The sequence below is a fragment of the Pantoea sp. Ft-CA_14 genome (assembly GCF_024520875.1).
In the GTDB taxonomy this organism is placed as follows: domain Bacteria; phylum Pseudomonadota; class Gammaproteobacteria; order Enterobacterales; family Enterobacteriaceae; genus Pantoea; species Pantoea agglomerans.
Map to the genome: position 1 here is coordinate 487,017 of NZ_JALNPM010000001.1, position 20,987 is coordinate 508,003.

Genomic DNA, 20,987 nt, shown 5'->3' on the forward strand with positions numbered 1-20,987 from the left:
GCATAACGACAGCGGGGTCTGGGAAGCAGATGCTTAGTTAGCAAGTCAGGCATCCTGGCTTCAGGCGCTACCGCCTGAGTTAATGACTATTTCCCACGTCAGATCTGGTTGTTATTCCTGATGAATTTTAACCACGACTTTACCCTTTGCATGTCCCTGTTCAAGGTAAGCCAGGGCATCTTTTGTGTCTGCAAATGGGAACACCCTGTCGATTACCGGTTTGATGTGTTTTGCTTCTATAAGTTTGCCGATTTGGGTGAGTTGATCGCCATCAGGACGAACAAAGAGAAATGAATAATCCAGACCGCGCTTTTTTGAAAGGCGCATAATTTTGCGACTCATCAGGGCAAAAATCATCCGCAGGATGATATTCAGTTGCCGGGCTCGCGCGAAATTAACGTCTAATGGACCGACCAGAGAAATAATCTTTCCACCAGGTTTAAGAATCTGCATGGATTTTTCAATGGAATCCCCCCGCAGCGTGCCGAGTACGAGATCGTAGCCACTCAGCACGGTTTCAAATTCCTGCTTTTTATAGTCGACCACTTCATCTGCGCCCAGCCGACTCACCCACTCTACGTTGGCTGAACTGGTCGTCGTCGCTACCCGGGCGCCAAGATGCTTTGCCAGCTGAATCACAATAGTGCCAATCCCTCCCGAACCTGCCGGAATAAACACTTTTTGGCCTGGTCGCAGATGTGCTCTCTCTGTAAACGCCTGCCAGGCGGTGAGGCTAACCATCGGCAGCGAAGCAGCCTCAATGAAATCCAGATTTTCAGGTTTAAAAGCCGCGAGACTTTCAGGAACGCATGCAAAATCGGCGAGTGAACCTGTTCCCCTGTCGAAAATGCTGGCGAAGACTTCATCGCCCGGCTTGAAACGTGTCACCCGACTTCCTGTTGCAATCACCACGCCTGACAAATCACTGCCCAGCGTCGCCGGAAGTTTAAAATGCAGAATCGGTTTGAAAATTCCGCCGGGGATCATGTTATCAATGGGATTGAAACCAACGGCATAGACTTTTACCAGGATTTCATCGGCACCGGGGGAAGGGTAATCTACATTTTCAAATCCCAGCTCAGGTGACTTCCCGTAGCGTTTAAACGTAAAGGCCCGCATCGTCCTGGTTTTCATTTGGTGTTTATCCTCTGATGTTTAGCACTGACGTACTTTCAGGTGCCTCTGTTGCTGAGCAAAAAAGCGGCTCCGGGGAGCAACGTAATAAATAATGGAATAAGGTTTTGCCGGTTAATATGCTCATGCCGCCATTAAGACATTCTTGGTCGATTTACCGCTCAGCAGAACCCTGTAAAAGGTTCTGCTTAGCAGGGCTTAGCTAAAGGGTTTTGTATCGCTCTGCGGCCTCTTCCTGTCGGATGTCCGAGAGCAGACCCTGACGGGAGGCATCAAGAACATCCCAGCGATCAGCTTTATGTAATGGCGGAATCGTCACGTGTTCGCGGCGGTCAAAACCCGCCAGAGCGGCGTCAACCAGTTCGCCCACTTCCATCATTTTTGAGGCGTTACTGATGTCGATACCGGCACGATCCCAGATTTCGGTGTACGTACCTGCAGGGAGCACCGCCTGGATATAAATGCCTTTTGAAGAGAGCTCAACGTTCATTCCCTGAGAGAGGAAAAGAACAAAGGCTTTTGTTGCGCCGTAAACCGTCATTGCAAATTCCGGGGCGAGACCCACTACGGAACTGATATTGACGATCGAACCTTCTCCGGCTTCTGCGAACCGGCCTGCAGCAGCAGTGGCCAGTCTTGTCAGGGCAGTGACGTTAAGCGCGATAAGGCGTTCAATGGAATCAGGCGTCTGCTCGGTAAACGTGCCGGACTGAGCGATACCTGCGTTATTGATAAGAATACCTATCCGCGTGTCTTCCCGGAGGCGTGCTTCAACAGCAGCTAAATCACTCGCCAGCGTGAGGTCGGCAGGCAGCACATCGACGGAAATATGATTTTCCTGTCGCAGCCGTTCAGCAAGCGCCTCTAATTTTAATTTGTCGCGAGCAACCAGAACCAGGTCATGTCCACGACGTGCAAAGCGCTCAGCGTAAACAGCACCAATACCCGTTGATGCGCCTGTAATGAGGACTGAAGTACGAGTCATAATTTTATCTTCTTCATTTGTTTGATAAAAATCGCTGTTAGCGATGTAGGGTTAACCGTGATACCTGAAGAGTGATTAACTGTTACCGCTAAGCGATGGATAGTCGGTGTAGCCCTCCGCACCTCCGCCATACAGTGTTTCAGGATTAAGCGGGGCCAGAGGTGCTCCCGACTTAAGTCTTTCGACAAAATCGGGGTTAGAAATGAAGGGGCGACCGAATGCGAACAAATCGGCTTTGTCCTGTGCAAGATGGTCAGACGCCAGCGCCAGGTCATAGCCATTGTTACCGATGTAAGTGTTTTTAAAGCGGCGACGCAGCGAAGCGTAATCAAACGGTGAGGCATCACGGGGACCTCCCGTCGCGCCTTCAACAACATGCAGATAAACGATACCTGAAGCATCAAGTTGCTCTGCCAGGTAGTCATATTGTGGCTGCGGATCGCTGCATGAAATCGCATTAGCAGGTGAGACCGGTGAGATGCGAACGCCCGTCCGCGCTGCGCCGATCTCATCTTTCACGGCCTCCACGACCTCTAATAGCACACGCGCACAATTCTCAACTGAACCGCCATATTCATCGGTGCGCTGATTAGCACCATCTTTCAGGAACTGCTCAAGCAGATAGCCATTCGCACCGTGTATCTCTACACCATCAAAACCTGCGGTAATGGCATTGGCTGATGCCTTTCTGAAATCGGCAACAATGCCTTTTATTTCCTTCAGCTCAAGCGCTCTGGGTTCTGAAACATCAACAAAATGGTTGTTCACGAAGGTTTTGGTTTCAGCACGGATAGCTGACGGCGCGCCTGGTGCGGCACCTTCTGGCTGTAAATCGACATGTGAAATTCGACCTGTGTGCCACAACTGCACAAATATCCGTCCGCCTTTGTCATGTACCGCATCTGTGACTTTACGCCAGCCCTCAATCTGGGCCTGCGTGTAGATCCCCGGCGTATCCTGATAGCCCTGCGCCTCTGCTGAAATCTGCGTAGCTTCGGTAATCAGTAACCCTGCTGTGGCACGCTGAGCGTAGTAAGTCGCTGCCAGTTCACCTGGCACCAGGCCTGCGCCTGCCCGGTTACGCGTCAGCGGGGCCATCACGATGCGATTCGCAAGCGTGACAGATCCCAGTTCATAGGGCTGAAATAAGGATTGATTCGTCATGGTTATTCCTTTGCGGATTAGCGGGTCAGTAAACTGATTTAATGATGATGATCGTAATCATTAAAGTCAACTGGTTTGATTATGATCATCATCAATGTATACTTAAGCTCAGTTTCAGGAGGAAAAGATGAAAGTGTCAAAAGAGCAGGTTCGCGAAAACAGGAACCGAATCGTTGAAACGGCGTCAGAACTTTTCCGTGAGCGGGGTTACGATGGGGTAGGCGTCGCTGAACTGATGTCAGCCGCAGGGTTAACGCATGGCGGGTTCTATAAGCACTTTGGGTCGAAAGCCGATTTGTTAGCCGAAGCGATGAGCTGCGGCTTCGCGCAATCGGCGGAAAAAACTCAGGGTGTGAGTCGGGAAAAGTTCGTTGAATATTACCTTTCCCGGCAGCATCGCGATGATATGGCAAAGGGGTGTGTCATGTCGGCTTTGGGCACCGATGCAGCGCGCCAGTCTGAATCCATCCGCGAGACCTTTGCGGCCGGAATTGAACGACAGCTTGCCGTTTTAGAAACGGAACAGGTCACGCGTGCGGATCTGATCAATACGCTCGCGCATCTTGTGGGTGCACTGATGCTTTCGCGTGCCTGCCCGGATAATTCCGGGCTTGCTGATGAAATTCTGGAGGTCTGCCGTACGCGTCTGATCAGCCCGGATGCCTGTAAAGATTGAATCGATGCTCTTGCCGTTCAACCTTACTAAAATCGTTGCGGCCTGGACTGAACGCACCAGCCCGCTGGCGTTTTATTATGAACGGCGGGAATGCGTAATCCGGACTTCCCGTTCCGGATACCATTCCCATCAACGCGCTATCAATCAGTCGGCCATCCACCTGGGACAGTGACCCATCACTCAGCCGTTGTCGCGGAATCCAGGATAAAGGCTCATTCCACCATCGATAAAAAGCGTGGTGCCATGAACGTAATCAGAGAGATCACTGGCAAGCCAGACGACGGCGTTCGCCACATCTTCAGCCGCACCGATACGTCCATAAGGAATGAGCTTTAACAGCGCTTTGCCCGCTTCACCCTGGGTGCTTTCCTCGTTGATGGCGGTAGCGATAGCGCCGGGTGCCACTGCATTGACACGAATACGTTCTTCACCCACTTCCTGAGCCAGCGTTTTCATCAGCAAGTCAACGCCGCCTTTTGATGCGGCATAGTTGACGTGTCCGGCCCAGGGAATGAGCTGGTGAACCGAGCTCATATGAATAATCTTACCGACAGCTTTGCTGATATCCTGGCGATGCTCCTGGCGCTTGAACTGACGCAACGCAGCACGCGCGCAGAGGAACTGGCCAGTCAGGTTCACGTCCAGAACGGTATTCCAGTCCTCTAGCGTCATCTCAATGGACGGGGCATCTTTCTGCAGTCCTGAGTTCGCCACCAGGATATCCAGCCTGCCAAATTCCTTGATCGTCTGGTCAAAAAGATTCTCTACATCCGCCTCTTTCGACACGTCACCTTTGACAGCAATTGCACGGCCTCCATCGGCGCGGATTTTCTCAGCCAGCTCCTCTGCCGGTTCCGCCTGGCTATGGTAGTTAATCACTACACAGGCACCTTCTTTAGCGAGTGCTTCTGCGCAGGCATAGCCGAGACCCGAGCTGGCACCGGTAACCAGCGCAACCTGATTTTTGAGAGAAAAGATCATGAGGCATCCTTATTTCTGTAAATGATGAGCGTCTTAAACCCGGCCGGTATCATCGGGAAAGTGAATTTTGATGTATCGCTGACACTACGACGTCCAGCCACCCCCAAACTGATTAATCGGATAGCCGGATCGGGCGCATGGGCCTGAGTCACTGAATTATAGATGTGAAGTACAGGGTTAGCCGCTAATGCGGTCCTGGTGGATAGTCAGGAAACGTTGAAGCAGGAACGTAAGCAGTAAAAAATGGGATATCTGAGAGGCAAAAAAGCAGCTATCAGAAGATAGCTGCTTTTGACGCTCAGGCTTTTCTGGCTGGAATCACTTTTACTATTTATTGCTTATTGCCTGATAACCAGGCCAGAGCTTGATCATTTTCTATCAAGACCACGAGACCGGCCCCATTTTCCTGAGGCAGAGGAGGTGGTAATGAACGCTAAAGAGTCTTTACCACCATTCCAGCCGCGGCCAGCATCATGATGGTACCGGCTGAACGGAAAAGGAGTCGTTGCGCTTTAGCGCTGGTCAGGAGGTGGCGTATCCTGAGGGCTGCAAAAATAAAAACGGCTCCCACACTCAAAAGGACTAACACGGTAAGCGGAACCAGCAGTCCTCCCCACATCTGAAAAGATACATTATCGAGAGAGATAACCAGAGGCAGTATAGCCAGATAGAAAGCGATGGTTTTAGGGTTTCCCAGCGTTATGGTCAGTCCTGAAAACCAGGCTGATGCCAGTTCTCGTTTTGTCGCTTTTTGATCGATATTTATTGCCTGAGGCTGGTGGCACCAGAACTGCCATGCCAGCAGGCATAGAAAGAGTGAGGCAGCCCAGTTAATCAGCGTAAAGAGAGAGGTAAAGGTATGAGCGATCACCGCCAGACCAAATACCGCCACAGATAAATAAATCAAATCTCCGAGAATGAGACCGGCCAGCATCGTAAAGCCTGTTATTGCGCCCCCACTCACGCTGCGAGCGACTAATGCAGTCATCCCCGGACCCGGAATTGCAGCAGCTAAACCGAGTGCAGCAATATAAGATAGTATTTCAGTAGTTCCTGACATAGTTATTCCTGTTGAAATGCACTTCGGTAAAAGGGAACAGAGTTAGTTGTTCAAAAATGCCTTGTTCTGAGCGATGGTTGTCATATAAAAATCTTAATTAAGGGTTAAAGATATGCATCCTTTTTATCAGTTGGTTTAACGTTGAAAGTGGAGGTTAGATTATTCCAAAGCGGATATTGCTGCATTAATTTAACTACGCAGATGACAAGTTTAATTTTCATGTGCGCGCAGTGCTCTATCCGATCCTCTCTTCAAGAGATGATCAGCTCCCTGTATTCTTTAAATTAAATTGAATCATATGCATTAAGTCAGGGTTCAGTTTTCCCTTATATTGTTTGTAATAACAACCTGGAAAAGTAAATATATTATGCAGCAGGAAAGCGGAAAATTGTTACCTGTATTATTTACTTAATGCCTGTTTTTAGGTAAAAGTAACCTTAAACTGCTTCCACAAAGAAAGGAATTTCCCCTTATGGCGCTTAGCTCGACAGATATGAAAATTCTCGAAATTTTACAGGACGATGCCCGGGTAACTAACCAGGTACTGGCGGAGAAGATAAATATTTCAGCATCTCCCTGCTGGCGCAAAGTTCGTAAGCTCGAGGAAGATAAAGTGATTCAGGGCTATCGTGCTGTTATTGACCGCAAGAAAATTGGGCTGGGAGTAATGGTTTTCATTCGGGTCGTCATTGACAGCCATAGCGAAGCGGAGGCCAGAAAATTTGAAGAGGAAGTGACTGCCCTGGAGGATGTGGTTGCCTGTTATAGCATCGGTGGGGATGCTGACTTTCTGCTACAGGTTGTGGCTTCAGATCTGGACTCCTATGCTGATTTTGCAATGTCAGTGGTACGCAGATTGCCAGGAATTAAAGAAATGCAGAGTATGTTTGTGCTTAAAGAGATCAAACCACTCGTTAGTTATCCTATTAAGAAAATCTCTGAGTAGTTTATCGCTGCCGTGATGCCCAGTGACTGATTATCAATTCCGCATAGAGCGGATTTAATGATCAGGAATGCTACCTGCGTTATTCAGAGCACAAAACTGATATCCGGCATGATCTTACACAAGTTAATAGTGGCATAGCGTTAGCGAGCGTGCTGACTCTCCTCATTTTTCTGCTTTAACAACACGAGTATTTGTGATGACTTGATTGTTGATAACGACCAATAGTGCCTTTCAAAACGGAGCAGCCAGCGGCTTAAACTTTAATTCATAGCTTATCTTCAGACTGTGTCAGCTTAAAAGAGACGCTTATTTACATGAAATTATGCCATCAATCTTCCCCCAGCCATAAAGTCCATGCTTTACCGTGACGATAACCGTTGTACCGGGATTTGCCGGCGTAGTTTAAGCTTTAATGTCAGGGCGGGGTTTTCACGATGCCGCGCCCTGACATTCTTTCTCGCGACTGGATGATTTCAGTCGCCGAGCCTATTTAAGGCGTCTCATCAGAAAATCGGGCGCTAATCGCATCACGTTCGTAGCCCTGCGGTTGTGTCAGAATATGGTATAAATCAGGACGGCGACCATGGATCCAGCGACGTCCGGTACTCATTGCAAGCAGACTCAAATCAAGGTCAGCGCTCACCATAAAATCTTCCGCTGCCCAGGTTTCATTAATGATTCTTCCATAAGGATCCAGGATCATTGCATTACCTGTGCGCACCTCATCATCATCTGCACCTACGCCGTTACTGAAGAGAATAAATAATCCGTTGTCATGCGCACGAGCGGGAAGCCATCTCATCAGCCATTCCCGACCATTTGCCCCTTTGAATGCAGCAGTAATTTCCTCCCTTCGCGTTTCCCGCTCCGCCCAGAGCGTCATCGGAATGGGTTTCATCGCATAAGGACTGCGGGAATCGGTACCGCCTGTCTGATGTGGCGCGAGAAGAATATCTGCACCCAGCAATGCCGTTGCACGCACATTTTCTACCAGATTATTGTCCCAGCAAATGAGGATACCTACTTTTACTCCCCAGGGCGTTTCAAAAACGGTAAAGCGGTCACCGCTGCTGATTGACGGATGTTCAAAAGCGTGGAGTTTGCGATGAGTGTGCATTGAGCCGTCCGGCATACAGGCAACATATGCATTATAGAGGCGGCCATCATCGGCTCTTTCGATAAGCCCGGCGCCAATCAGCATTTGATGTTTCATCGCCAGGGAACGAATCAACGTAAGGGAAGCACTCCCCTCGATCGGCTCGGCGAGAGCAGTTACCTCAGCCGAGGTGAGTTTGGGTACATGCCAGTAGCCGGTAATACACATTTCCGGGAATGTGAGGATTTTCACCTGCTCAATCGCTGCCTGTTCAATAAATTTCTCCATTATCAGCAGATTATAATTTTTGTTATTTGCCAGATGTTGAAATTGCACGGTGGCAGCTTTTAAGGATGTATGGTTGCTCATGGTACTTCTCCGGTAGTAATCGAAACTGAATTACATAACCATTGCTGATAACTGTATAATCAAAACATTTCCGGTTTCGATAACCTTTTGGAATGTAAAAATGAACATCCGCTTGCTTAAGGCCTTTTTGATGCTGGCAGAAAAAAGAAATTATGCCGACGCGGCACGCGCGTTGTTTATTTCGCAACCTGCATTGACCAAGCAGATTAATCTCCTTGAGTCCCTGGTGGAAACGTCACTGTTTACGCGGGGGCGTCATGGAGCCACACTCACGGGCGGTGGCAGGCGTCTGCTGCCAGAGGCTGAAAAAGTGGTCAGGCAAACCCGATTATTTATGCATCATGCAGAGCGGGTTTCAAAAGGGATTGAAGGGCATATAGCCGTGGGGTTCGGTCTCTCAAGTTTTTATCTGGCACCACGCTGTATGGCAGAATTTCGTCGGGAGTGTCCGGGGATAGAGATGTCATTGACAGATCTTCCTTCCTTCCAGCAGTACGAACTTTTGCAAAATGATGAGCTCCAGGTCGGTTTTGTCAGAGTTCCGCCTCCTGTAGCGCTGGATTACCTGCCATTGTTTACCGATCGATTGGTTTTGATTGCGCCTGCAAGTTCACCGTCATTGCCTGCTGATGACTGGCTGAAGAAACGTCCTCTGTTGCGACTTCATGCCGGGCGAGGACGGGGTTTAAATGCGCAAATTGACCGTTTTCTTCATGACAACGCGCTTTTCATATCATCCATTCAATTGAGTGATGATATACAAACTATTGTCGCGCTGGTCATCGCGGGCACGGGTGTTGCCCTTGTGCCATACAGTGTTATGCATATTGCACCGCCGGAGCTGGTTATTATTCCTTTAACAGGTGAGTCAATAAGCTGGAAAGTTGGCATTGCCTGGAACGCGAACCACGAGAATATAATCCGTGATAATTTTATTGCCAGTATAAAAAAGGGTATCGCGCTTCATGACGTCTGACCCTCCAGAAACAGACACTCCTTTTGCCGTATTGGATAGGGCAGGATTACTGACATAATTCTTAGCATCTTCTTCAGAACAGGAGCATGACACGAAGGCGCCCTGGAGACGAATAATTTCCTGTTGCGGATAGGGCTTATCAATATAAACCGTCATTCAAAACGTTCTGCACAGCAGGAATAGCATCCCCGTTTCGCATTATGTATCTGTATATAACTAATCTGCGGATCGGCAAAAAAATGGCCGATGAGATCTTCAGCAACTTTCCCCTCAGCTATATCCGCTTCTTTTAAAAAATGCTTTCCGCCATAGGCCCTTAATGACAGCGTTCTGCTTAGCAGGACTTCAGGTAATTCATTAATGTAGATGCCTTGCCGGGTGCATCCCTCCCATATGTAGATTGCATGAGTACCAAAATAGGGCGTGTCGGCAGGCTGATAAATGTGATTAATCAGGAGGGCGCTTTCTCCAACGGGGATATCGCACAATGAGATTCTGTCGGGATAACCCGGATAGCACTCTACCGTTTGTCGTACTGCATGGTGTTTTTTCAGATATTCATCGCTCTGTCCAAAAAGATGAGCAAATTGCCCGGCGTTCAGGCCAGTAATTTGGTATTTCATAGCATCCCTCTCTTTTCACCGTAACACCGCGAATAATGACGTTATCGAATACTGTGAGGAGAAACTCGCCGTTATCGGTCAGGGATTTATGATGTGACCGTCCGACAGTGGCAGGCGAGTGCTTCATCAGCTGCGAACTTCTCAGACGCTGGCTGATACCTTCACACAAGCGCTAAGGCCTCACTTCCCGACAGCGGCGCTCAAATTACTCTGTTCCCCCTCACTCTTTCCCGTTCTTCTGTCGTCACTTCATTGAAAAGATCGCTGAACTCCACCCGTTAACGACATACTCGTCACATAAACTAAGGTTGACGAATACTTTTTTGTGACAAATAACACAACCTCATTACATCTTCAGGCGGGAAAGAATTTTTATCGTGATAATGGTTTTACTCAGTACATTACAGTTTTACAGAGTAAAACAAAACGCTTTGCGGATTGCACGTAAAGCGATGACAAAATTGTGAGGATCATCATGTCTGAAAAACAGCACATCACGACTTTCTCTGCCGATATTGAGCAGCAGACCGTTAAGAAGGTGGTCTGGCGCATTTTGCCCTTCCTGATTGTTTGTTATCTGATTGCCATTATCGATCGCGGCAACATTGGGATGGCTTCGTTGCAGATGAACGAAGATTTAGGGTTGTCGAAAGCGGTATTTGGTTTTGCGAGTAGTCTGTTTTTTGTCGGTTACTTCCTGTTTGAAGTACCCAGCAATCTGGCCATGCAGAAAATTGGCGCAAAGATTTGGATCTCTCGCATCATGGTGTCGTGGGGTATCATCTCTGTCTGTACCGCCTTTGTTGAAAGTGCCAATACACTCTATATATTGCGCTTTTTACTGGGTGCCGCTGAGGCCGGATTTTTCCCTGGCGTCATTCTTTATCTGACTTACTGGATCCCCGGAAAGTACCGAGCACGCGTGATTGCTACCTTTATGGTGGCCATTCCTGCGGCGAACTTTATTGGATCGCCCATTTCTGGTCTGATTTTGTCACTGGATGGCTGGTACGGTATGCGTGGCTGGCACTGGTTATTTATCCTGGAAGGTATTCCGGCGGTCATTCTGGGAATTGCAGCCTTCTTTTTACTGAGCAATCGTCCCACGAATGCCAGCTGGTTAAATCAGGAACAAAAAGCGTGGCTGAACAGCACTCTCGAAGCCGAAAATGCGAAGAAGAAGGCGATAGGTCATATCTCTTTGTGGCAGTTGCTGCGTCACAAACATATCTGGGTGATGGCGCTGATTTATGCAGGCGCGTCTGCGGCTGGCTCAACGCTGAGCGTCTGGTCTCCGCAACTGCTTAAATCGTTTGGACTGGATAACTTCACCACCGGTTTAGTCAATGCGATTCCCTACGGCCTGGCCTCCATTCTGATGATTATCTGGGGCAGAAGTTCTGACCGCAGCGGCGAGCGTCGCTGGCACACCGCGTTAACGCTGTTCTTAATTGCAGGTGGCCTGCTGTCAGCCTTTATCACCAATAGTCTGACCGGCAGTGTAGTGATCCTGTCGCTGGTATTAATCGGAGCCTACTCAATGAAAGGACCTTTCTGGGCGCTGGCATCGGGATGGATGTCATCGACTACCGCTGCAGCGGGTCTGGCGGCTATCGGTGCGATGGCGAATCTGATCGGCGGTGGGGTGATGGTCAACGTTTATGGCATTATCAATCAGGCGACCGGCAGCCATACGCTGGCCATGGTGCCACTGGCTATCCTCTGTGGCATCGGCGTCATCGCCGTGCTGGTCATGGGCCGCAAAAAAGAGTTAACCATCGACGTTGAAAATAGCGCTTCGTCAGTCAGTAAATAAAGTAATCCCGCCTGCAGACGCTTATCAGCGCCTCTGCAGGCGGGTTCTTCCGGCTTTATCTCTGCCATATAAACATTCCACATCCTGTCATTACCTGAATCAGTCTGCTGGTTGTTGATGTCTGTTATGTGTCAGATGCGGAAAGAACTTACCTTTGGGGATTTACTGACAATACCCAGTTTAAGAGCGTTCAGAACTGTTAAGCATGAGATCAATAAAGGCGCGTACAGCAGGATTTGAACGCCGGCTCGCATGCCATACCGCAGAAATATTATGCCGCTCTACTGAAAAATCAGTGAGAAGGGGCACTAACTCCCCGCGCTTAACCCAGGAAGCAGCCATAAAACTCGACACCATGCCTATTCCGGCACCGGCCGCCACAGCCGCGATAACGGCTTCGCTTGCATCGACGATGACAGCAGATGATGGCACAATTTCAATCTCCCGCTCGCCAACCCGGAACGGCCAGCGAAAAATCTGCCCCGTATTTTGATATCGCAAATTAACCGTTTTATGCCCGATAAGATCATTGGGGTGTTCGGGTTCCGGGCATCGGGTCAAATAATCTGGCGAAGCATAACAACCTATCTGATAGGGCGACAGGCGACGCGACAGAAGATTTGAATCTGCGAGGTCGCCGATCCTGATGGCTATATCAATACTCTCGTCAACAATGCTAATTACGCGATCACTCAGTTTTAAGTCGATTGTCACTTTAGGATGAAGTGCACAGAATTGCGGAAGGAGAGGCGCGATCACATGAACACCAATGGGAAACGATGCCGCAATGCGTAATGTTCCCGCTGGCTCCTCTCGCGATCGCATGGCGACCTGCTCAAGCTCCTCAGCATCGCGTAATAACTGCAGCGTGCGCTCGTGCAGTTCACGACCCTCAGCAGTCAGCACCAGCGAACGGGTGGTTCGGGTGAACAATGTGATGCCAAGACGCTGCTCCAGTCTCTGAATACTTTTACTTATCGCGGAAGGGGAAACTGCCAGCGAGCGAGCGGCAGCGGTAAAGCTGCCGAGCGATCCCGCACGAGCGAATGCAATCAGACCTGTTAGTCTTTCAAAGATTATTTGTTCCTTCATGGCAATATTAAAGCGAAATCCAGCCCCATTATCAATCATCACAATTGGTCATATTCTGGCACCTGAATCTGTGTTGGAGTGAAATTGCCATGACTGAAATGATGAAAGCAGTACAGCTACATGCGTTTGGTGGCCCGGAGAATCTCAGGTATGAAGATGCACCCCGCCCAACTATCGGGGCTGACGAAGTCCTTGTGCGCGTGCATGCCGCAAGTCTGAACCCACCAGACTTGTATCTGCGTGATGGTTATCGGGCGCTTCCGGCTGAGTGGCGGCCCGAACCCCACTTTCCCTTAATCCTGGGAACGGATGTTTCAGGTGTTATAGAAGCCGTGGGCGAAAATGTTTCCGCATTCAGCACCGGAGATGAAGTCTATTCAATGGTGCGTTTTCCTGATGGGGTAATGGCCGGTAGTGGAGCTTATGCCGACTATGTAAGCGTTCCTGCATCAGAGGTGGCGTTAAAACCTCAGGGAATAGACCATATCCAGGCAGCGGGTGCCCCGATGTCACTGCTCACCGCGTGGCAATTTCTTGTCGACGTCGGCCATGATGCGCCCAATCCGTTTCAATCTTTCAACCATAAACCGGTTCTGCTTGAAGGCCAGACGGTGATGGTTAACGGTGCAGGAGGTGGCGTAGGGCACATTGCTGTTCAGATCGCGAAGTGGAAGGGTGCGAGAGTCATTGCCGTCGCTTCTTCCCGTCATGAAGTGCTTATGCGCGAACTGGGCGCAGATGATTTTATCGACTACACCAAAGTAGCCGCTGAGAATGTAGTGAAAAACGTCGATCTGGTTATTGATGCTGTTGGCGGAAAGCATATAGAGCGCTTTTTAAGCTGCATCAGACAGGGCGGAGCACTATTTCTGGTGAATCCTTTGAGTTTTACTGGGCAGACTGAGGCCGCTCAAAAAGGGATTACTGTGTCAACAACGCAAGTGCGTTCAAGTGGTCTGCAGCTATCCGAAGCGGGGCTTTTACTGGAAAAAGGCATTATCAACGTCGTGATTGACAGCACCTATCCGTTAGCCATGGCATCAGCCGCACATCAACGTGCTTCGTCAGGAAGCATCCAGGGCAAAATTGTGCTGACTAACTTCTGATTACCCCATCCCTGATCAGCCATTTTCTGAGGGCGAGTAGCAGTCAGTTAAAGGAAAAATAAGATGCTTATCATTTCCGGTTATATGTACATTGATCCTTCTGTCCTGGAACAATTTATGGGAGAACTTAACTTATTGGCAAATGCCGTTCGACAACGTGATGGAAACCTTTCATATAACGCTGCCGTGGAGGACTATCAGACCGGAAGTTTGCTTATATCAGAACGATGGGTGGATCAGGACGCGCTCAATGCCCATCTTATAAAAACCGACACGGTAGAGTTTATCAACCGATGGCAGGGAAAAATGAAGGGGGAACTCTTCAAATATGACGCCTGTAACGAGAGAGGGCTTATGGATGGGTGAATAAAAATCTTATTAAAATCGAGAGTGCTTTATTATCAAGCCTCGGATCTGTGAGTAATCGCTCTTCGCTCATAGCAGGCATAAGCCTGGACGATGGTCTGCTTTGTGCCAGAAGCGGACATCAGAGGCTTAAGCAGCAAGGATATTTTTCGGAGCTGAGGAGACCGGATCTGTCAGATAAATATATTGAGTGATATTTAACTGCTTTCATCTTTTGCAAAACTGGCGTTTAGTCTTTTCAGCACTTCACTTATGCCCCTGCTGACAATCCGATCCTCCCGCATTACTGTCCCCAGAGTCCGGTGAAGCGAGGGCGTCACAGAGTAAAGGCTGAGACCCTGACTTTCTTCCATACCAGCAACGGACATAAGGGGAACGATGCTGTAGCCCAGACCGGAACGTACCATTCTTTTGATTGCTTCAATACTGCCAAGTTCCATCACAGGGCTGGCAGTATGCCCGGCATACCGGAACCATTCGTCGATTAGGGCGCGTGTGCCGCTTCCGGGTTCAAAGATAATCAGCGGCAGTGACAAAAGGGCGTCGGGAGACAGCGGGTTCGCACTCTGCTCTGATGCATCCTTTTCCATGATAACAACAAACTCATCAGTACCCAGCGGGCTTACGCTCAGGCATTTGCCGGTTACTGGAAGCGTTACAAGTCCAATGTCTATACGATTCTCTCCTACGCTCCGAACAATATCGGAAGTATTGCCCGTGCGTACGTCTACTTTCAGCAGGGGATGTGCCTGTCGCAGCTGTTGCAGTAAGGGAGGCAGAAGATGAATACAGGCTGTTGCACCAGTGCCAACAGTAACGGTGCCGGTGATGTCGTCTGAATGCAGAGACACCGATTCAATGGCCGTATTTACCACTGAATCAATTTTCATACAGTGCTCAGAAAAAGTCAGCCCGGCAGGAGTGGGCCTTATCCCCCGGCTGGTTCTCTCAATAAGCCGGACATGGAGCGCCTGCTCCAGCTGTCTTATCTGCAGGCTGACAGCAGGCTGTGATAGTCCGAGAGCTTCTGCCGCTCCGGAGAAACTGCCCCGGCTGATGACCATCCTGAAAGTAGCAAGGTGATCAAGGTTCAGGTTTGCCATGCCAAAGTTTTCCTTATACCGCTGATAAGTCCCGCGGCCTGTCTGAAATTATTTACCCGGGTTAATCTTTGTTTCTGACCGGATAAAGAGCAATACCGATGGAAATAACTGAAGCAGATGAAAGACATATTACTGCTATCCAGCAGATTTATGCTTATCACGTATTACATGGCACCGCCACTTTTGAAACCGAACCGCCAGATGTACCTGAAATGGCAGCCCGCCTGAAAAAGGTGCGTTCAGCAGGACTGCCCTGGTTTGTGGCGGTTGATGATGGGCAAGTCCGGGGATACTGCTACCTGTCATTTTACAGGGAACGGCGCGCCTACCGGTTTACCCTGGAAGACTCAGTCTATATTGACGCCACTTGTCAGGGGCGGGGCTACGGCAAAATGCTGTTATCCCTTGCGATAGCCTGGGCAGAAGCCCGTGGCTTTCGCCAGCTCGTGGCCGTGGTAGGTAATAGCGAAAATACTGCCTCCCTTGCCCTGCACCGCGCCGCAGGCTTCAGCATCACTGGCACACTCAGTTCGGTAGGATTCAAGCACGGGCGCTGGCTCGATACGGTCATTCTGCAGCGCACGCTTGGACAGGGCGACTCCACGCTTGCGGAGAGCATAGTTTGACAGCCGGACATCTGACAGGCCGCAGCATTTTCTGTATCGGTATGACACAGCTTATTAACTGGGGTATTACGTTCTACATGCCGGGCGTTTTCGGAGCCGCCATCATGGCGGAGACGGGCTGGTCTCCCGTGGTGACATTCTCTGGTCTGACCGTTGCCATGCTGGTTATGGGACTGGTTTCACCGCTGACCGGTTCCGTCATGGCCCGGACCGGAGGACGCATGATGATGATGGCGGGAACCTTCGCCATAACCATTGGGTGTTTTCTGATGGCGATTACCCATTCCACGGTGGCATGGATTGCGGTTTGGGTCCTGACGGGAGTCGGCATGCGCCTTGCCTTATATGACGCTGCGTTTGCCCTGCTTGTGGAAACCGTAGGTGCAGGGGCCCGAAGGGCAGTCTCTCTGGTTACACTGCTGGGCGGCCTCGCGTCAGCTGTGTTCTGGACTGCTGGCGCGGCCCTGCTGCACATTACCGACTGGCGGCATGCCTTACTCGTTTACGGGTGTGCGGGTCTGGTGGGCCTGCTTTTTCTGACCGCCGTTCCGGCAGGCCGTCGTGTAAAACCTCCCGCTGCTGGTCGATCTGAGCTTCCGGCGGCAGGGACCGCAGAGGAACGAAAAGGATTTATCAGCGGCCTGTGGTATGCCGCCCTGATAGCGCTGCTCAGCTTTGTCTCCACCGGCGTGTCTACGCATTTCCCCCAGATACTGGCCGCTTATAGCATGCCTGCCCTGGCCGGCATGCTTTGGGGCGTGGGACAGGTGAGTGCCCGCCTGCTGGACGTGGCCTCCGGCGCACGAATCTCCGCACTACGCCTGAACCTTATTACCGGTATCCTGCTGCCACTCTGTTTTATGACCGGCCTTGCGGGGTACGTTACGCCTGTGGCTACAGCCCTCTTCGTCCTGGGTTATGGAGCCGTGAACGGACTGTGCACGGTCGTGAAGGCCTTACTTCCTCTCGTGCTGTTTGATCCGCAACATTACGCCCGCAAAACAGGCGTGCTGTTATCACCAGGATTTTTTCTCGCGGCACTTGCCCCTTCTGCTTATGCCATGCTGCTGGAACGGGACGGCGTAGGTGGTACGCTGCTTATTTCAGCTTTCCTGACACTGTTCATTACGGCGATTTCCTTAGTGCTCTGGCGACGTCATTCCGGCTCAGGAGTACAGAGCCGAGATTAGAAAATACTACATCTGCCCGGGAAAAACGTTTGATACGGTTCGAGATACTATCAGGATTTGATCTGGATTAATCCGTATCTTGTGTTTTCGCTTTTCGCACATATCGGACTTTATCTGATGCAGATATCTGCTTTGTGCCAGAAGCGGACATCGGATAATAATTTATGTTAATATTTAGAAGAACAACATTCAGCCATAATAACCTCCTGAATTACAGTCATTAATTTTCATTTATGCAGCCTTAAAATTAAATCTATTTTTGCACTTTTAATTTTACAGTCATGGGAAGATTCCTAGCAGGTTTGCCCTTTTCGAAACGCCATTTTGATACGGCTGTTATTACAGCATCATCGAACAAGTGGTCTGGCGTAGACTCGATAATTCTCATCTGACTTACCCTGCCTTCTGCATCAACGTCAAAGTTAAACTTAACCATACCTTCTATCCGGTTCTTAGCCGCATAGTATGGGTAAACGGGCCGATCTTGTCGAAGGGGCTTGGGTTGTTCAACTTTAACAGGTGAATAAGTAGTACATGCATTGAGTACAAGAACAGCCAGAATCATCATAAACCCATACATAACAATATCCTTTTGTTGATAAACATTATCATTATACTTAAACATCAACGGAAGGACATTTGCTGAACTCATCGAATATCGCGTTATAATCCAAAAAAACAGTGGATATAACCCCAATAAATCCTGCTCCCGTCTTGCTGCAAACTAGTCATCCGCTCCTTGCTCATAGCGGACATATCCTTCATAACACATGCCCTACAATTAACACTTCAAAGAAACCGCTGCAGGCAGCCACCTCATTCAATACGCGGGAAGAGTCGTTAACGATTGAAGGGTAATAAACCTATTAATGTGGGCGAAGGCAAGTAAGCCAGGACGGCATAGAACAGAATAAGATTCGTATCGGAAACCCTGACAGCTAAGCATTGCGCTCTAATGCAGCAGATTTACCTATTAACCAGCCGACCAGAAAGCGCTGTTACCTGTCTGATCGGCTGGAGAGGGCGGTTCAGGCTACCGGACTTTCGTTTTTCAATGGTTCTGCCAGTACGTTTAATATGTTACTGGCCGCGACGGTGCCCATCTTCACGTAGGAGTTATCACTGACGCCGCCGATGTGTGGCGACAGAATCACATTTCCAACACTCTGCCAGATATGCGGCGCAGTCAGGGGTTCAGTGGCAAAACTGTCCAGTGCGGCCCAGGCGACAGTGCCTTTATCCAGCGCGGCTAACAGCGCTTCTTCATCAATGAGACCACCGCGCGCCGTGTTCACCAGGATGGCGCCTTTTTTAAACAGAGCCAGTTTCTCAGCGTTAATCATCTGTTGCGTCTGTTCGGTTAACGGGCAGTGCAGCGAAATGACATCTGCCTGTCGCAGCAGATCGTCAAGTGAGGAGGATTCACACTCATCAGGAAAGGTTCTGGCAAAAGGATCATAAGCGAGAACCTTCATGCCAAAAGCACGGCCAATGCGGGCAACACGACCGCCTATGGCACCAAGCCCTACCAGACCCAGCGTTCTGCCCTCCAGCTCCACCGACTTATGGGTCGATTTGTCCCAGTGTCCCTGGCGCATGCGCTGATCAAGCGGTATCACCGATTTTGCACAGGCTAAAATTAACGCCCAGGTATGCTCGGCCACGGCCGCTGCGTTGGCCCCCGGGGCTGACTGAACACTGATATGACGTTCAGCCGCCGCCTTTTGGTCGATAACGTCAATGCCGCTGCCGTGTTTGGAAATAACCCGCAGGTCAGGCGCGGCATCCATAATGCGGGCGTTGATTTTTCCGTATCGGACGATAATCGCCACAGGATTATGCTGCTGGCAGAACTGGAACAGGCTATCTTCGCTGGGCTGTTTGCCGGCATAAACAATGCTGAAGTCACTAAGCAGGTTTATTGCCTGCGATGCCAGGTCATTACCCGTCACCAGGATCACGGGAGAAGAGGTTGTCATCAGAGCGTCTCCCCATCGTCCAGCATGCCAGCGGTTTGCAGGGCTTTCTCTAACCACGGCGCGCGAAGGTCGCCATCACGAATGGCTGCAATACGGCTGGTTTCGAAATCCAGTTTTTTCTGCGCCAGTTCGAGCAACGCAGGAACGTCTTCACGCGGCAGAACCACCACGCCATCAATATCCCCGATGACGAGATCGCCTGGCTGAATGGCTGCGCCCGCCACAGAAACAGGGTAGTTGACGCGTCCTGCAATGGACTTGGTCGGACCGCAGGGATTCAGGCCCGCAGAGAAAACCGGGAAGCCGTTCGCGCTAAGTGCATCGGCGTCACGCACCGCACCATCAATAATAATTCCGGCGATGCCGGAGGCTTCTGCCTGGGTGGACATTATCTCACCGATTAATGCACAGCTGATATCGCCTTTGCCATCGACCACAATGACATCGCCCGGCTGGGCAATCGCCAGCGCGGCGTGGATCGCCAGGTTGTCGCCCGGTCTCACCTCGACAGTGATAGCCGGTCCGGCGACTTTCATTGTGGGGGACACAGGTTTTACGCGACCGTGCAGCGTTCCGCGTCGTCCGGCAACATCAGCAAGGATCGCCGCCTGAAACTGAGCAGCCTGTTTTACGCGCTCTGGTGCGATACGGATAATGTCGCGATTGATGAAGGTATTCTCTGCATGGGGCATAGATTAATCCTCTTTGTTTTATCAGGCACAACTAAGTTGTACAATATAAAACTACTATATCGATGTTAATTGAGTTCGCACCAGTGTTAAGCATTCATTTGTGATGTAAATACGATGTGAATCACAAATTGCGCGGTAAACTGCCTGCCGTCGCAAACAGGAGGACGTACCGATGGGGAATGAAGGCGTAATTGCCGTAGAAAAAGCGCTGGCGCTGCTGGATTGTTTCAGGCCTGGCGAGGAATCACTGACGCTGACCGCGCTGGCGCAGCTTTCCGGGTACCATAAAACAACAGTTTATCGTCTGATGAACTCACTTGAGCGCATGAACTATGTCATTCGTCGCGACAATGGCGTTTATACCCTTGGGCCAAGACTGCTTTATCTGGGCAAGCTCTATGAACAATCCTTTCATCTGGCCAGTATCGTTCAGCCTGAACTTCACGCACTGGCGACTGCGACAGGCGAAAGCGCCACATGGTATGTGATTGAAAACGGTCAACGACTCTGTCTTTTCAGAGCGGAGCCCTCTGAAGGATTGCGTGAAACACGTCTGCCCGGCACTTATCTGCCGCTGGATAATTCTGCCATCGGGCAGGTGCTTCGTTACTGGGGGCTGAATGAACCTCTGTTTGACTCTGTACCTGAACTCCCGCTCTTCACGTCAGGTATCCGCGATCCGCATATCGCGGCATTCTCCGTACCGGTGTTTGGTGAAGGTAACAAACTGCTCGCGGCGCTGGCATTAACCGGTCCGGCTTCACGCCTGACGCAGTCGATGCGCGACAGTGAGATGGGAAAACTGATGAAAGAGGCGGCGTGCAGGCTTTCGGTAAAATCAGGCGCACATAAAGTAATGTGTGATAACGTTTATAAAATTTAGTCGTCTTGCCTGGCCATGACCGGGATGTATCAGTTGCCGCATCCGTGCTGCGTTTAACGCTCTGCGGGTGAGAACCGATTGATTTCCGCTAATGACTTACAGCATGCTGGCGTGCCTGATTATG

The 20,987-nt window shown here is 50.1% G+C and carries 21 protein-coding genes; 9 read left to right on the forward strand and 12 right to left on the reverse strand.

Going from position 1 to position 20,987, the window contains the following annotated elements; genetic code table 11:
* Window positions 1–111 precede the first annotated feature (111 nt).
* From NR195_RS02395 to NR195_RS02405, 3 genes are all read right to left on the reverse strand, one after another.
* The gene (locus tag NR195_RS02395) at window positions 112–1,134 is read right to left on the reverse strand and encodes an NADP-dependent oxidoreductase (RefSeq protein WP_256844033.1); all 1,023 of its coding nucleotides are present in this window, start codon (window positions 1,132–1,134) and stop codon (window positions 112–114) included.
* Window positions 1,135–1,336: 202 nt separating this feature from the next.
* Window positions 1,337–2,119, reverse strand: a complete 783-nt coding sequence (locus NR195_RS02400; RefSeq protein WP_256844034.1) for an SDR family oxidoreductase — start codon at window positions 2,117–2,119, stop codon at window positions 1,337–1,339.
* Between the two features lie 75 nt (window positions 2,120–2,194).
* Window positions 2,195–3,283: an alkene reductase gene (locus NR195_RS02405; RefSeq protein ID WP_256844035.1), complete on the reverse strand. Its 1,089-nt coding sequence runs from the start codon at window positions 3,281–3,283 to the stop codon at window positions 2,195–2,197.
* Between the two features lie 127 nt (window positions 3,284–3,410).
* Between NR195_RS02405 and NR195_RS02410 the strand changes: the two genes are divergently transcribed.
* On the forward strand, window positions 3,411–3,959 hold the full coding sequence (locus NR195_RS02410; RefSeq protein ID WP_061902267.1) for a TetR/AcrR family transcriptional regulator: 549 nt from the start codon (window positions 3,411–3,413) through the stop codon (window positions 3,957–3,959).
* Between the two features lie 180 nt (window positions 3,960–4,139).
* On the opposite strand, the gene NR195_RS02415 is transcribed toward NR195_RS02410, so the two are convergent.
* Window positions 4,140–4,940: an SDR family oxidoreductase gene (locus tag NR195_RS02415; protein ID WP_022624674.1), complete on the reverse strand. Its 801-nt coding sequence runs from the start codon at window positions 4,938–4,940 to the stop codon at window positions 4,140–4,142.
* A gap of 433 nt (window positions 4,941–5,373) precedes the next feature.
* Window positions 5,374–6,000, reverse strand: coding sequence for a LysE family translocator (locus NR195_RS02420; RefSeq protein WP_060678999.1), 627 nt, complete (start codon window positions 5,998–6,000; stop codon window positions 5,374–5,376).
* Window positions 6,001–6,472: 472 nt separating this feature from the next.
* Here NR195_RS02420 and NR195_RS02425 point away from each other — a divergent pair, with 472 nt between their 5' ends.
* Window positions 6,473–6,946: an Lrp/AsnC family transcriptional regulator gene (locus NR195_RS02425; RefSeq protein WP_122890074.1), complete on the forward strand. Its 474-nt coding sequence runs from the start codon at window positions 6,473–6,475 to the stop codon at window positions 6,944–6,946.
* A 490-nt stretch (window positions 6,947–7,436) separates the two neighbouring features.
* On the opposite strand, the gene NR195_RS02430 is transcribed toward NR195_RS02425, so the two are convergent.
* Window positions 7,437–8,411 carry a nitrilase family protein gene (locus tag NR195_RS02430; protein WP_191917453.1) on the reverse strand — a complete coding sequence of 325 codons (975 nt, stop codon included), beginning with the start codon at window positions 8,409–8,411 and terminating at the stop codon, window positions 7,437–7,439.
* 100 nt (window positions 8,412–8,511) lie between these two features.
* Between NR195_RS02430 and NR195_RS02435 the strand changes: the two genes are divergently transcribed.
* Window positions 8,512–9,387, forward strand: a complete 876-nt coding sequence (locus tag NR195_RS02435) for a LysR family transcriptional regulator (protein WP_256844036.1) — start codon at window positions 8,512–8,514, stop codon at window positions 9,385–9,387.
* 152 nt (window positions 9,388–9,539) lie between these two features.
* On the opposite strand, the gene NR195_RS02440 is transcribed toward NR195_RS02435, so the two are convergent.
* On the reverse strand, window positions 9,540–10,010 hold the full coding sequence (locus NR195_RS02440) for a DUF1203 domain-containing protein (RefSeq protein ID WP_256844037.1): 471 nt from the start codon (window positions 10,008–10,010) through the stop codon (window positions 9,540–9,542).
* Window positions 10,011–10,485: 475 nt separating this feature from the next.
* Between NR195_RS02440 and NR195_RS02445 the strand changes: the two genes are divergently transcribed.
* The gene (locus NR195_RS02445; RefSeq protein WP_256844038.1) at window positions 10,486–11,826 is read left to right on the forward strand and encodes an MFS transporter; all 1,341 of its coding nucleotides are present in this window, start codon (window positions 10,486–10,488) and stop codon (window positions 11,824–11,826) included.
* Between the two features lie 180 nt (window positions 11,827–12,006).
* Here the strand turns inward: NR195_RS02445 and NR195_RS02450 are convergent, their stop codons facing one another.
* Window positions 12,007–12,918, reverse strand: coding sequence for a LysR family transcriptional regulator (locus NR195_RS02450; RefSeq protein ID WP_033780390.1), 912 nt, complete (start codon window positions 12,916–12,918; stop codon window positions 12,007–12,009).
* An 89-nt stretch (window positions 12,919–13,007) separates the two neighbouring features.
* Here NR195_RS02450 and NR195_RS02455 point away from each other — a divergent pair, with 89 nt between their 5' ends.
* Window positions 13,008–14,024, forward strand: coding sequence for an NADP-dependent oxidoreductase (locus NR195_RS02455; RefSeq protein ID WP_256844039.1), 1,017 nt, complete (start codon window positions 13,008–13,010; stop codon window positions 14,022–14,024).
* A 63-nt stretch (window positions 14,025–14,087) separates the two neighbouring features.
* Window positions 14,088–14,390: a putative quinol monooxygenase gene (locus NR195_RS02460; RefSeq protein WP_052271228.1), complete on the forward strand. Its 303-nt coding sequence runs from the start codon at window positions 14,088–14,090 to the stop codon at window positions 14,388–14,390.
* A gap of 197 nt (window positions 14,391–14,587) precedes the next feature.
* On the opposite strand, the gene NR195_RS02465 is transcribed toward NR195_RS02460, so the two are convergent.
* Window positions 14,588–15,493 (reverse strand): LysR family transcriptional regulator, encoded by a 906-nt coding sequence (locus NR195_RS02465; protein WP_061703384.1) that lies wholly within the window; start codon window positions 15,491–15,493, stop codon window positions 14,588–14,590.
* 98 nt (window positions 15,494–15,591) lie between these two features.
* Between NR195_RS02465 and NR195_RS02470 the strand changes: the two genes are divergently transcribed.
* Together NR195_RS02470 and NR195_RS02475 are read left to right on the forward strand one after the other, a co-directional pair.
* Window positions 15,592–16,119: a GNAT family N-acetyltransferase gene (locus NR195_RS02470; protein WP_256844040.1), complete on the forward strand. Its 528-nt coding sequence runs from the start codon at window positions 15,592–15,594 to the stop codon at window positions 16,117–16,119.
* Window positions 16,116–17,309 (forward strand): MFS transporter, encoded by a 1,194-nt coding sequence (locus NR195_RS02475; protein ID WP_256844041.1) that lies wholly within the window; start codon window positions 16,116–16,118, stop codon window positions 17,307–17,309. The genes NR195_RS02470 and NR195_RS02475 overlap by 4 nt, the downstream gene beginning before the upstream one ends.
* Window positions 17,310–17,562: 253 nt before the next feature.
* Here the strand turns inward: NR195_RS02475 and NR195_RS02480 are convergent, their stop codons facing one another.
* The 3 genes from NR195_RS02480 to NR195_RS02490 form a co-directional block, all read right to left on the reverse strand.
* The gene (locus NR195_RS02480) at window positions 17,563–17,961 is read right to left on the reverse strand and encodes a TonB family protein (protein ID WP_223565865.1); all 399 of its coding nucleotides are present in this window, start codon (window positions 17,959–17,961) and stop codon (window positions 17,563–17,565) included.
* A gap of 376 nt (window positions 17,962–18,337) precedes the next feature.
* Window positions 18,338–19,288, reverse strand: coding sequence for a hydroxyacid dehydrogenase (locus tag NR195_RS02485; protein ID WP_256844042.1), 951 nt, complete (start codon window positions 19,286–19,288; stop codon window positions 18,338–18,340).
* Window positions 19,288–19,980 (reverse strand): RraA family protein, encoded by a 693-nt coding sequence (locus tag NR195_RS02490; RefSeq protein WP_010247523.1) that lies wholly within the window; start codon window positions 19,978–19,980, stop codon window positions 19,288–19,290. The genes NR195_RS02485 and NR195_RS02490 overlap by 1 nt, the downstream gene beginning before the upstream one ends.
* Window positions 19,981–20,152: 172 nt before the next feature.
* Here NR195_RS02490 and NR195_RS02495 point away from each other — a divergent pair, with 172 nt between their 5' ends.
* On the forward strand, window positions 20,153–20,863 hold the full coding sequence (locus NR195_RS02495) for an IclR family transcriptional regulator (RefSeq protein ID WP_010247520.1): 711 nt from the start codon (window positions 20,153–20,155) through the stop codon (window positions 20,861–20,863).
* The last annotated feature ends 124 nt before the right edge of the window (window positions 20,864–20,987 follow it).